13 protein-coding genes are annotated in these 12,631 nt (G+C 56.4%); 7 read left to right on the plus strand and 6 right to left on the minus strand.

The window, feature by feature from the left end; translation table 11 throughout:
- Window positions 1–8 precede the first annotated feature (8 nt).
- The gene (locus LDH66_RS22610; protein WP_226483336.1) at window positions 9–644 is read right to left on the minus strand and encodes an IS6 family transposase; all 636 of its coding nucleotides are present in this window, start codon (window positions 642–644) and stop codon (window positions 9–11) included.
- A 147-nt stretch (window positions 645–791) separates the two neighbouring features.
- Between LDH66_RS22610 and LDH66_RS22615 the strand changes: the two genes are divergently transcribed.
- Together LDH66_RS22615 and LDH66_RS22620 are read left to right on the plus strand one after the other, a co-directional pair.
- Window positions 792–1,316, plus strand: a complete 525-nt coding sequence (locus LDH66_RS22615; protein ID WP_226483337.1) for a winged helix-turn-helix domain-containing protein — start codon at window positions 792–794, stop codon at window positions 1,314–1,316.
- Window positions 1,317–1,399: 83 nt separating this feature from the next.
- Window positions 1,400–1,792: a toxin-antitoxin system TumE family protein gene (locus LDH66_RS22620; RefSeq protein WP_226483338.1), complete on the plus strand. Its 393-nt coding sequence runs from the start codon at window positions 1,400–1,402 to the stop codon at window positions 1,790–1,792.
- Between the two features lie 1,127 nt (window positions 1,793–2,919).
- On the opposite strand, the gene LDH66_RS22625 is transcribed toward LDH66_RS22620, so the two are convergent.
- A complete protein-coding gene (locus tag LDH66_RS22625; RefSeq protein WP_226483339.1) occupies window positions 2,920–3,669 on the minus strand; it encodes a proteasome assembly chaperone family protein in 750 nt (249 codons plus the stop codon).
- Window positions 3,670–3,990: 321 nt separating this feature from the next.
- Here LDH66_RS22625 and LDH66_RS22630 point away from each other — a divergent pair, with 321 nt between their 5' ends.
- Together LDH66_RS22630 and LDH66_RS22635 are read left to right on the plus strand one after the other, a co-directional pair.
- Entirely contained in the window at window positions 3,991–4,506 is a 516-nt protein-coding gene (locus LDH66_RS22630; RefSeq protein ID WP_226483340.1) for a hypothetical protein, read from the plus strand.
- Window positions 4,507–4,564: 58 nt separating this feature from the next.
- Complete coding sequence (locus LDH66_RS22635) at window positions 4,565–4,789, plus strand: hypothetical protein (protein WP_226483341.1); 225 nt, start codon at window positions 4,565–4,567, stop codon at window positions 4,787–4,789.
- Window positions 4,790–4,918: 129 nt separating this feature from the next.
- Here the strand turns inward: LDH66_RS22635 and LDH66_RS22640 are convergent, their stop codons facing one another.
- Complete coding sequence (locus LDH66_RS22640; RefSeq protein WP_226483342.1) at window positions 4,919–5,356, minus strand: hypothetical protein; 438 nt, start codon at window positions 5,354–5,356, stop codon at window positions 4,919–4,921.
- A gap of 84 nt (window positions 5,357–5,440) precedes the next feature.
- Between LDH66_RS22640 and LDH66_RS22645 the strand changes: the two genes are divergently transcribed.
- On the plus strand, window positions 5,441–5,728 hold the full coding sequence (locus tag LDH66_RS22645; protein ID WP_319004381.1) for a hypothetical protein: 288 nt from the start codon (window positions 5,441–5,443) through the stop codon (window positions 5,726–5,728).
- Here the strand turns inward: LDH66_RS22645 and LDH66_RS22650 are convergent.
- Window positions 5,725–7,371 (minus strand): MBL fold metallo-hydrolase, encoded by a 1,647-nt coding sequence (locus LDH66_RS22650; protein WP_226483343.1) that lies wholly within the window; start codon window positions 7,369–7,371, stop codon window positions 5,725–5,727. The two genes, LDH66_RS22645 and LDH66_RS22650, sit on opposite strands and share 4 nt — an antisense overlap.
- Before the next feature lie 639 nt (window positions 7,372–8,010).
- Window positions 8,011–8,832 (minus strand): helix-turn-helix transcriptional regulator, encoded by an 822-nt coding sequence (locus LDH66_RS22655; protein WP_226483344.1) that lies wholly within the window; start codon window positions 8,830–8,832, stop codon window positions 8,011–8,013.
- 401 nt (window positions 8,833–9,233) lie between these two features.
- On the opposite strand from LDH66_RS22655, the gene LDH66_RS22660 reads away from it, so the two are divergent.
- Window positions 9,234–9,938 (plus strand): hypothetical protein, encoded by a 705-nt coding sequence (locus LDH66_RS22660; RefSeq protein ID WP_226483345.1) that lies wholly within the window; start codon window positions 9,234–9,236, stop codon window positions 9,936–9,938.
- A 767-nt stretch (window positions 9,939–10,705) separates the two neighbouring features.
- Window positions 10,706–11,560 (plus strand): universal stress protein, encoded by an 855-nt coding sequence (locus tag LDH66_RS22665; protein WP_226483346.1) that lies wholly within the window; start codon window positions 10,706–10,708, stop codon window positions 11,558–11,560.
- A 96-nt stretch (window positions 11,561–11,656) separates the two neighbouring features.
- Here LDH66_RS22665 and LDH66_RS22670 read toward each other — a convergent pair whose 3' ends face one another.
- On the minus strand, window positions 11,657–12,607 hold the full coding sequence (locus LDH66_RS22670; protein ID WP_226483347.1) for a diacylglycerol/lipid kinase family protein: 951 nt from the start codon (window positions 12,605–12,607) through the stop codon (window positions 11,657–11,659).
- Window positions 12,608–12,631 lie beyond the last annotated feature (24 nt).

Here is a 12,631-nt window from a genome sequence, read left to right on the forward strand (position 1 = left end):
GGTCGTGTTTAGTTTGTAGCATTGTGCCAGACGGCGAAGGCTTGGAGCCACGATTCAGCTGTTGACGGTTGTGCGTGACTGAAACAGTTTGAGAACGAAGAAGTACGTCGTTTTATCTCACGGAAGATACGTTCAGCAGCGTTCCGATTTCCATGTTTTTCGTATCGAAATCGAAGCCCAGATCGACGGAGTGCAGTCTGGAGATGTTTTGCTCCATCGACGAGAAACACGGCATCATCGATATCATGTTTCTCAGTGAGTTCCTGCAGGAACCGTTCTGTCAACGCGGTCGTAGTCGTTGAATATAGCCTCATATGGAGAATTTTGTTCGTTTCCGGATCGACAGCAGTGTACAGCCAATACCGATGTTCGTTGAGTTGAATCACTGTCTCGTCGAGCGCGACGTGATTCGGCTTCTCGTCATCCGCTAGCTGTAGATTGCACTTGTGGACCCAATCGTGGACTGCCTTGCGACTGCGTTCGACACCGAACTTCTCTAATTCTCGAACGGTATTCGAAAGCGAGAGACCAGCAAGATGGAGTCGAATACCGAGTTCCATTAGCTGGCGCGGTGTCCGCTCTCGCTCCACAAAACTCAAATCGATCCAGTCGCTACACCCACTGAGGCGGCGGATTTTTGGCATGGACACCACAAAATCGTGCCGCCTCACTTTTCACGCTTAACGAAACAGCGCCCTGAGTAGTGTCATATGAAGTTTATTTTCCCTATGAACTCAATATACTGACCCCCAAATTAATTATCTCTCCAGTGGGTAGTTCTTCACGTAGGCATGGCTGATCCAGAAAAGGTGGACGTAAACGATGCAGTCAGAGAGAAGTGGAAAGAAAATACATCCACGTTCGAGCGTGTTCGGACTGTGATCAAAACAACGTACGATGGGATGACAGCCAGTGAAATCGCTGACAAAGCGCTGGTTGCAGAGGGGACTGCTCGGGGCCACCTGGAGGAACTCGCTGATAGTGGCTATGTAAAGAAGACGTCGGACCCTAATAGAGGGGCAACACTCTATCAGCGATCGATGGAATCGTTGATCCTCGAGAATGCACATGATATTCTCGAGAATGCTGACACGGGTACCATACTCAACAGGGTCAATGATATGCAGGCAGAGATCAATGAGTATCGCGATCGGACTGGAGTTGAGGAGCCTGAGGATATTGCGTGGGATAATGCCGACCTCGATCGAGAGGAACTCAGGTCGTGGCAGACGACGCGTCGAAACCTTGGGTTCGCGAAGGTGGCACTCGCACTAGATCAGGCGGAAGATGTCGTCAATAAGCGAACTGCGGTGTGATGGACGGTAAGAATTCGAAGACTGAATCTCATTCTCTCTGCGGTCCGACTGATCGAGACGCACTGATCGACTTTCGCGATATCGTGGAGGACGAAGAGCCGTTAGCTGATGCAGAGCTGGACGATTTCTTCAATCCGAACGAATTGCATATTTTCCTCTCCGACGGTGTTAGTAAGGCTAGAGAGGGGAGATTCGATGTTGAGTGGTCAACGCAGGGTGATTATAATATCCACTACACGGACGATCTCGGGAATGATCTTCGATGGGACGTCCACCCGCATGATTACACCGATCCGGACGATGATCCCCACTTCCATCCCCCACCAGATGCGTCCAATGATGACGACGACGTCGAGGATTCGTGCATTACGGTCTCCACAGTCGAGCTCGTTGCTCGAGCGACTGTTCGACTGTGGAGAGATGTGTATCCGGATGGATCACTTGCAGATTCGAACGACCTGATCGATCCTCCCTGATCCGTGCGAATGGTTCTCTGGTTTGTTGAGTATTGGTAGTTCGTTTTCTCGAGAGAGGAATCTATCTACTCTGAGATGCTTCTGGTTGTGGGATGATCGCTTCTGCAGGTATACAAGTCAGGATTCGGGCCGGATTTGGAGTATGAACATATCTGTTTATCCACTAAATTGATATCCTCCTCCGCGTAAAGCGACCAACAGCGGCAAGTTTTCAAAGTGTCCGTCGAACGTCAGCCCGCACGCGGTTCAGCGGGGGAGCATCACGCACTACCTGAACAGTGACGTGCCGGAGGCGGCCGTCGGAGATCGGGCGAGCGTGAGCCAGAAGGTGCTCGAGATGCACTACGATCAACGGACCGAGAAGGAGAAGATGGAGCAGCGGAGGGAGTATCTGAGGAACATCTGAATAAACAACCGACTCAGGCTCGCCACCTCGAAGAGATCACCCAATATAGGCTAATCCAGAAAGGATCAGAACGAACCCGAGAACGGCCAGTATCACGAACACGGGATCGTCCTCGTTGAACGGCTTCCAACTGTTCACCTGCTGATTCATTAAAGGATGAGTGCCTACGGGCCTAGACCCGTACTATTTCGAGGTATCCGGGTCGGAGCAGCAGAGCGACCATCCACTCCTGTAGGAGGCTAGTGACGTACGGGCCCGCGAACAGACTCTGTCTATCTGATATATCTAAGCGACTCAGAACATATTTCACAATTTAGTAATTTGAGTAATATGTTCTAGATCTCTCCGAAATGGTTTCGACTGCGTTGATGGCAACCCGTCCGTTACACTCGGGACACGAACTGGTTCTCGAGCCGGTTCGAGGTTCACGTTTCGCCGCAACGAACATACCTTAATACAAAAACACTTCGAGTATATAGGCCTGCAACAGAACTGTGTAAGAAACACGAGCGGCGCTGTATGCCCTTGATGCTCGCTCCTCCGGCGCTCGCTAAGGAAGGAGGTTTAGCGCCTTACTCCAGCTAAACGATTCTATGTCAAGCCCATACCAATAGGCTGATTGACATCCACTTCCGCCTAAAGGCGGAGGAATCCCGGCCGCAGTTGGGATAATAACCAAAACACTGGGCACAGCGTGATCTCCCAGAATCGAGACGCTCTCCTACCGGAACATCCCTCGGACAGGTTCTTCCTGCTGGCCCTGCGCCTGCTGTAACTGCTGTACAACCTGCTGTTTCTGGCGCTGGATCTCCTCAGCTTTCTCCTGGAGTTCACTGGTGTCGATCTCGAACTCGACGAGCGGTTCGAGTGCGTTCTCGATCACGGACCGAGCCGCGGCCGGATCCGGGAGCCGTGGGTCTGCCCGGACGAGCAGTAAGGCTGCTGGAACATCCGCCTGGTAGCACGCATTGATGAGTGCGCCGGTCACGCCACTGACAGCGCCGTTCTCCTCTGCGAGTGCGATGTCCGCCTCTTCGAGTTCTATCTTTAGTTCCTCGGTCGTTGCCACACCGACGACGTCTCCCTGCTGTTCCTCAGACTGGGCCGGTGCACCAGCGAGGAAGATCGCTCGGCTGAAGTCCTCTACTAGGTCCTCCAGTACGCACTGGCTGAGGCCCGAGAACGCGTCCTCAGGTATCGGAACATCGCTCTGCAGCGTCATGATATCAGGGTCTGAACCGCCATAGACGCGTACCGTATCCTGAACCAGACCATCGGTAAACGATGCAACGGGCGGCAATGTCTCAGACCGGATCGCCCCATACTGCTCGAGACCAAGCTGGTCGGTGATCTGATCGACAGCAATCGAGGCCACCAATCCGTGGCCCGGTAGCCCCTCGATCAGCGTCGGTGCCGCTGCATCGAGGTCGGCCGACCGGTGAAACGTCACGTCAGGCGTCTCTGGAGTCATGCCTGGCGACCTACACCGACCAACCAGATATGCATGCGGGGGTGTGGTCGGCAGTCCATCGGCCCGCTATCGCTGGGCGCGATCGATCATGCGGCCATACGGTTCGTGAACGGCACAGCCGTGCCCCGGAGATGAGTACCGACCTCGCGATGACGAGACTAGCCGTCTCCGGATAATCTCGGTGCCCGATATTCGATGGAAGACCATCGCGTAGACCAGCACCGCGATCCGGACTGGACCGAACCAGTCTGCAAACAGCGAGCAATGATAGTAGCAGTGTCAGAGGGAGTACTAACTGCTCGCACCGCGTACCGGCGGTCGATGGTCAACGCCTTCTGGCTCGACCGCGACCTCGAGCGGACCGCGGCGTGGCTCGTCGACCGGCACGTCACCAGTAGCGTCTTCGAGTGTTCGATGGTGCTGACGACGGCGGTCCAGTTGAACGGCTACCCGGAGTCCGACTCGCTCTATTTCACTCATCCCGATAACGCGCTGACGCGCTGGGCGGCGCGGTCGCTCGCCAATTGGCAGTATCTGCGTGACTACACCGACCGTGCCTACGACGAGTGGCGCTATCGGTGGGATCACGAATCGACGGATCGCCACGGCTCGTGGGCGACCGTTCGATTGCTCGAGGAGGAACGCGTTCGCGGTCTTGAGTGGCCCACTGAGGGCCGCGATGCTCCGCCGCAACTGACTGGAGAGTGGACGGCCGACGACTACGTCGACGCCTATCGGTACTACTACGCCAACGAGAAGCGGCACCTGTTCGGCTGGTCGAAGGACCGATCGATGCCGCCGTGGATTCCCGAGTACACGGTCGATGACGCAAGGTGACGTTCTTTCACTCCCCGCATGCTACCGTCGACGACATGGTCCGAACCGGGATCCAGTCGTGTACACACTGCGGGAGCTAGAAGGCGGACTTCCGGCGCTGCTCCGGTGCATCGGCGAGACCGACTTCGACGGGGCCGAGTTCGCAGGATTCGGGGAGACGTCACCGGACGAAGCGGCGACCGTCCTCGAGACGATCGGCCTCGAAGCCGCCGGCGTTCACGTCGAAATCGACGCGGGCTGGGCGAACGCGGCGGGGTACGATCCGATCGCGCTGCTCGAGTGACTCGAGAGACGTGTCCCGCTGGTCTATATCAAGATGTCGACGATGGCCAGCCCGTCGAACTCGGCGATACCGTCGGCCGTGGGCGAACAGTCGGGCGACGGACACTCGTAGGTTTTCGTGTCGGTCATGCTATCGCCCTCGAACGGGTGCCTTGTTCGTCCGTCGGCTCTGTTTGAACTCCCGAATTCGTTTCCTGAATTGCGCTGTCCATCCACGATATTCACCGTCGACCGACACGCTCTCGAGATCCTGGCCGTTTCGAGTTTCGATCATGAGCTGATCGGCGTTCGCGAGTGCGTCCGCCGAGAGCCAGGCCTCGCTTTTGGACTCCCCGTCGACGATAGCCTGTGTTGCCATGTCCCGATCGTAGTACTCGAGGTCGTCGTTGTCACGCGGGAGCACGTCGATGAGCGAGACCTCGCGCGGGAGTTGAAGCACCGCAACTTTGTCGTCCCCCGTTGGGGCCGGCAGCGTCACGGTCTGTGGAACGACCACCGGTGGCTCGCCGTCGGTTTGGATCACTGTGGCGTTGCCGAGTAGCTCAAATTCGATTATATCGTTACTCATTCGTTCACACCTTGGTCATCACGCGGTATAGGTGCCCGCTCTCCATTGCCCGTTCAACTCCGCGGGCACCGCCGAACTCGAGTATTGATCGGACGCGGCAACGTCAACCTTGAGAACGGCGTGATAACTGGTCTCGAAAAGAGCCAACAGAAAGAGGAGCCGGCACTTCCTGAACAGGCAATCGAACCACTCCGACGGCTCGAGATACTACTCGATCTACCCGCCGACGGCTGGCCAGTCTTTCCGTCCCGGTACCCGCCGTCGCTGTACGCGGCGATCGACAACGCCCGACTCCTGATGAAACGGTTCCGAGGCTACACGGCGGAAGACTTGATCTCTCCTGTTAATGATGTCGTTGAGCAGAGAGTTTAGTCGTCACTGGGTTCCGTTTTGATAGTTACGTCGACTACGTCACCAGCTTCGACATCAGCGGTCTCTAGGAGTTGCAAGACCTGCTTGTCCGCACCATCGCTCAACACACGGGCTGAAACCGTTTCCTCGGATCGTTCGAGTGTCGTTTCAATCGCCTCGAGACGGGCGAGAACGTCTTCTTCGAACGATCGATCGGTCTGTCGGTCGTCCTCATTACTTTCAGCTACTTTCGAACCGTCGTTCTCAGGATCGGTACCGGCATACGGGTCCTCGATAGCCCGTGAAAACGTCTCTTCGAGGGCATCGAGATCGACACCTTCCGCCTCGAGATCGATCGATCTATGTCGACAGCGAGGCAGCGAGGCGTCGATCTCGAGTGGTTGCTCTTGGATCGCTTCCCACTGTCGGCTTTGAATTCGACTTGCAGTCGAGTCGGTGATCCAGTCGGGGACCTGCCACTCGCCGTTCTCGTAGAGACAATGGATCCCTGTATCGTTCGTTCCCCACGTAAAACAGCGATCGAAGCGCCGCTGAAATTCCTTGAGCGTGCGTCCGCTCGCGTGCTTGATGACGACCTCTTTCGGAGCGATATCGCGAACAATGTCGGTGATCGTCTCGCTACTGGGATGATTTGACAGTGGAAACACCTGTGTGGTACAGCGCGTGTCTGCTGGGTCGACCTCGTCTCCCGTCGTCAGTTGAACGAACGCAGCAGCAGGATCGTCATCGATCGCTTGCCGGAGTCGCTGTGTACTGCCGGTCGTCGGCATTTCCGGTCCTGCAATCGTGATCCCGCCATCTGCCAGTACCTCGCTCGTCCGGTCGAAGACCGCTGTCGGTTCGACCCCGGACACATCGTACTCGAGGCTGTCGTAGAGTTTCGCAGCCTGACCGACGAGCGTGATCGGAACCTCGCGCTCGAGCACTTCTATACAGTGACCCAGCAGTGTCGCGTAGTGAACGCCAGTCAACGAACTCGCTGCGACGACCACTCGTGAGCCAGCATACGCGTGCTCGAGGGTCAGTTGAAGTGACTCATTCAGCGACGTCGTGTAGGAATCGTTACTCGCGACGTTTAGCAACAGACAGTCGATATCGAACGGGTACGATGTTGCCAGACCCGGAAATCCCGCACACGGTCGCGTCGTGAAGTCTCCCGAGATGAGAACGTGTTGCTCGCCGTCTAGGGGGTCGTCAGTCGCAGTCTCATCGCGAAACCGGACTAGGAACCCAGCCCCGCCAGGCGTGTGGCCAGCGGCGATCGGCCGGACCTCGAGTCCGTTGAGGATCGACGTCCATTCGTCGATCGGTTCGAGGGCGTCGAGAGCGGCGGAGACATCCCCGAGGTCGTTATCCTTTGTGGCCTCCGGCAGAGCCTGCTCGAGGATAGCGGCAGTTGTGTCTGCGGTATAGACTGGTGCACTGTGTCGGACGTTCGTTGCGAGCGTGCGATAGTGATCGATATGCGGGTGTGTGAGTAAGATTGCGTTCAGATACTCATCGTCTGCAAGCAGCGTGTCGAGATTGACGCCATCTCCTGCGTCGACGAGAATACAGGCACGCGTGCCATCCGCAGCTGTAAACCGCAGTAGCGTCGATTCATTGCCGCTGTTAATATTTGTATGTTGATAGGATACACGCATGCGTTTTATCTACCATTGATTGTAGCTCTGCATAAAACCAGGAGATATTCCCAGAAGAGTCATCCAGATCACGCGGTCACCGTCGGTAACATCTGACCCGACCGGCGAGTAGGACAACTGAACCAGACATCTTCACGGCGAAATCAGCACACGAACTCCAGCAACTTCCATCGCAGTCTTCACCAACATAATGATCGGGAGAGGAAGATTGTTGGTCACCGCTTGGCAGAAAGAAGAAAGTTCCCGATATCGGGACTCCAGACGGTGTGAAGATGGCGGAATTCCGCGAAAGCACGCGGACAGCGAACGACCGGTTCGGCGGAGAGGATATCGATGAGTGGGCACCACACGCTGTCGACGACGAGACTTGACTTCGACAGGTGAGAAGCGATTAACGAGGAGCGCAAGAAAGTGGTGCGTATGACTGCTGACATCGCGTATCCCTCTGTCTAACTTATATAACGATATTTAAATAAACGGTCAAACCTCCGCTGAACGTTCGGATGTCCGTTCCCTGCGGATACTGCTGACACCAGGCCAAAGGCCGGAAAATACCTCAGGTTCTCCGATCCGGGTCCGGGAAACCATATCTCTGGACCAACGGAATGCTGCGTGTGGCTACCCAAAAGCGTAGAGTCACTAGACCTTCGGTAATATTGCCGGACCAACCTGCTTAGCCTCGGTCCGGTAATCTTGATAAAGTGATTCGGCCCACGACACAACAGTTGGATTTCCAGTAACTAACAATCCTCGAACTTCCCGTTCCTCTCCTTGTTCTTCACCCAACCAGATAGCTACTGACTCATCGAAGATATGAATATTAATTGGGACTTCCCCCTCATACATCCAGACACCATTCTTTTCTGCCCTTGTACGCCACAGAGGCACCTGTTCTGGTTTTGCAGGAAGGGTGTCGAACCAACTAGCTTTAATCACGATTTCAGCATCCAATTTCCCGCCCACAGACTGGTTATGGATAAGTTTCACAAATCGACGAAGAGCAACTTCCACAAGAGAGCGCATCTCATTCGCATCACGAATCATCTCTGCCACGTGATCATATGGGCCAGCCGGATGAGAGGAAGTCGGCGTTATGATGTTAGCATCGCTCAGATGACGAAAATCAATCGAGTAAACAGGAGACGGAAGCCAATTGATGGCGGCCCCGAGTTGCTGGACGCCTTCGATAGTCTGCAGATACTCGCAAAATTCGTCGATCATAATCTCCCCTCTATCCGTGAGTTTATACTGACTCCCCACAGAGTCGATCCATCCCCGTGATTCACCCTCAGCGAGCACCCGCGCAACTGTCGACCGGGAGGCCTCCGTCTGCTCTGTGAGAGCCTTGCTCGTCGTCGCCCCTTCTGTGAGCGCCTTGAACACCTCTACGCTGTGTTCCGAATTGGCGAAGACCTGAATCGCGTCCAGCGTAGAGGCTCTGGCGGATTGGTCTGGGGCCATGCGGAAGTCTACGCTCACGCAGTTGCTAATAATTTTCCAAGAGGGTAGGAATGTTTGCAGGGCCTTGGAAGATACTTATCGAATAGAATTATGGACTGGAGCACGCTATATGATATCAAGGCCCAAGAACGGGCTGAGAGAGGGAACTATCGAATGCGAGAGTCTCAATTCCGAGTTAGTTGAGCGGCAATCGGTCGAGAAAACACACGATTCAGCGAAACACACGGGGCAAACGTATGACCAACCTGAAAGAGACAACTCGGCGTACAGTACTGAAAACAATTGGGGGAAGCGCTGTCGGGGGAGCGGTGATGACTGGCACCACAACTGCCAGCGCGCCCTCAAAGTCAGAGACACGGCACCTCCACGCAGGCGGATCACATGACATCGGAGAGGGGACAGTGACGGCATACGCAACAACGATGTCAGCCGACAGTGTCTTCTCGCTCGGTGTTTACTTTGATAGCGCTGCAATAGATGCGTTAGGCGATGAGGAGGTTGCAATACCGCTTACTTTTCCATCAGAAACGACCGGTGGTGACGCCCTCAATCTCCATCAATTCACCTTCCTACGGTTCAATTACCTTCCAGAGGGACACTGGCCGGAGGGAGTGTACGACGTACCCCACTTAGATACCCAGTTCTTCATGCTCGATCAGTCGACCGTCGAGGGGATCGAAGAACGGCCAGCGACCTATTCGATTCCAGAAGCCCAGATGCCCGAGGATCACATCCGGCCGCCAGTGGTCGACACCAACGACGATGGTGAACCCGATACGCCAATCGTTGAGGCAGGACGGGGAGAGCCGATTGCCGATCCAAGCTCATCGGAGCACCAGGAAGACGGTGAATTCACTCACACATGTATCTATGGAGCGTCTGATCCGGACAGTGATGGGAGGGGGCAGATTTCCCTAATTGAGCCGATGATCACAGTCGACTTCGCCGACCAACTAGATACGGTGGTGGACACTGAGTTGAAGACACCGGAGGAGTATTTCGCTGCCGGCGAGTATCCCACCTCGTACCTGCTACAACCAGGCGAAGATGGTGGTTTCTTCGTTTCTCTCACCGATTTCGAATCATTCCCAGGCCCGAGCATGTAATGAAATCACATATGGCTGTAGTCGCCATGCGACCAGACGGTCGTTATACCTGTTTTCCTGGAATTTCTACCATTTCGACTGGATGTGAAAATTAGTAGTATATTATCTGCTACTTGTTGAGATATATGTCCATAAAGGTATTGTATAATAATGATTTTGGTGGAGGATCTGGTGAGTGCCTCAAATAAAGGACAAGGTGATGACATACTATACCAACTGAAAACCGATCATCGCGTCGGACTGGCAGGGAAGATACGAAGCTAAGGGTACCGAATGCCGAACACCGATACCGATAGATCACCAATAAGGACCGGCAACCGCACGTGACCGACGTACTCGAATACGTCCCAGACGAAGCCGCGTCCGAACGTGATTCTGTCGACGAATACCGATCAAGATCGGCTCGAGGGATGGCGTTCCAGTCGATATGATCGGTACGTCACGTTGACGGCGCCACCGACGAGTCCCGAGAGAGTCTGTGCGAATTAGGTCTACCAGACACGATCGTAGGGGCCAAGCATTCCGAACGTGTGGACCAACGCCGTCGTCGAAATCTACTCTCACTGCTACGGACAGAATCGAACATCGTATCCTCGTTCAAAGTACTGCGGAAACGAGACGAACGTCAGCGAAGAGATGCCGTTGACGATGACACTCGGATCGCAACATACTCCTGTTCCGCCAGCTGCCGAATATGCGGAAGGGAAGTACCCCTCTGCTGGCAGGTCAAATATGTATACCGATCCAGAACGTGGTCAGTGATAGGCATGTACGACCGTATTCTCGTTCCCGTCGACGGGAGCGATTCGGCGACGGCAGCACTGGACCACGGGCTCGAGATCGCGACCGATCACGACACGACCGTCACGCTCCTCTACGTCGCGGACACGAACAAGCCGAGTCAGACCCGTGCTGGCACCGACGTCGTGGACGTCCTCGAACGCAAAGGCGACGAGATCGTCTCGGACGCGCGGGAACGGGCAGCGGACAGCGACGTTGCCGTGACTACGGACGTCTTGCAGGGGACGCCCCACGACGTGATCATTGATTACGCCAAGACGAAGGATGTCGATCTCGTGGTGATAGGGACCCACGGGCGAGACGGCCTCAAGCGATACGTCGTCGGGAGTGTTGCCGAACGCGTCGTCAATACGGCGCCGATGCCGGTACTGACAGTTCATGCGATTGACGAACCGACCTATCCGTACGAGTCCGTTCTTGTCTCGACCGATGGAAGCGAGCACGCGACGACCGCACTACAGATGGGCACGGATGTCGCGAAGCGCCACGGCGCGACGCTCCATATCCTCGCCGTCCTCGAGGACGGACTCCTCGGATTGGGCGGCGAATTGGACCGCGAGAGACAGGCGATGGACCTGCTCGAGGACGCTAAGTCGACGGCGACCAACGGAGGCGTCGACGACGTCGTGACCGCCGTTGAATCCGGATCGGTTCCGACAGAGATTATCTCTTACGCCGAGGCCGCGGGAGTTGATCTGGTAGTAATGGGAACACACGGTCGGACGGGTCTGGACGACCGGCTCCTCGGCAGTATCACCGAACGGGTCCTCCGCACCGCGTCAGTTCCCGTCCTGACGGCGAATCAACGCGATGAATCGTGAGCTGATGAACCCGATGTCGAGGCCCCCTACGACTCGTCGGGGAACCGGCCGCCGTCGGGGTTCCCCCGCGGGTCTCGACGGTTGCGGGCGTAACCGTCATACCGGCATGGAACGGCCTCGGTCACCGTACTCCTCTCCCACGCAAACACGGAGCGCTCGCGGCCGAACACCGATCTCGACCGTCTCGTACTCCTGACGCTCCCCGTCGAGACTGAACTGCACCGGCTCGTCCTTCAGGGCGACGACCTCGAGGGCGGACGCTTCGATCGTCGTGACGTGGGGCGTTTCCCGACTGAGGAACCGTCGTTCGACGGCCTCAGCGATCGCGTCCGTCGGCGGCATCCGATCGACGATCGTCACCTCGAGGCGTCCGGTGCGGGCGTTCGACGGTTCGTTTTCGCCGGTGAACCGCCGAAGGGTACCGATCCCCAGACACAGCGCCTCGCCCTGCCAGACGTACTCTCCGTCGCCTGCGGCGGCGTCAACCGCAACCTCGAGTCCGTCGAATTCTCGAGCGGTCCGCAGGCCTTCGATAACGAACGCGAGCGTGCCGATCCGTTCTTTGAGTTCCTCCGAGGCTGCCGTACTCGCCGCTGCGGGAAGCCCCGCGATAGCCGACAGTACGAACGGTTCGCCGTCGGCCATTCCCAGGTCGAGTCGCTTCGTCTCACCTCGGTCCGCGGCCGCGAACCCGTCTCGTATCTGGTCGATCCCCAGCGCCGACGCGGCGATGTTCGCCGTTCCTGCCGGGATGATAGAGAGCACCATATCCTCGAGTGCGTCGGCCGCGACGAGCCCCTGAACGGCTTCGTGAACGGTTCCATCGCCGCCGCAGATCGCGAGGAGGTCGACATCGTCGGCCGCGGCCTGCGTCGCGATGTCGACCGCGTGTCCAGCGCGTTCGGTCTCAACGATTCGAAATCCGTGGTCAGCGGCGAGTCGACGGACTTGTTCGACGTGATCCCCGTCCCCGCTCGTCGGATTGAGGATGAGACGACGCGTTTCTTCGGTCGACCCGTCGGTCGAACCCGCGTCTCCACTGGTCATGACGGAATCGGATGGGACGAGTAC

The organism is Natrinema amylolyticum, assembly GCF_020515625.1.
GTDB lineage: Archaea > Halobacteriota > Halobacteria > Halobacteriales > Natrialbaceae > Natrinema > Natrinema amylolyticum.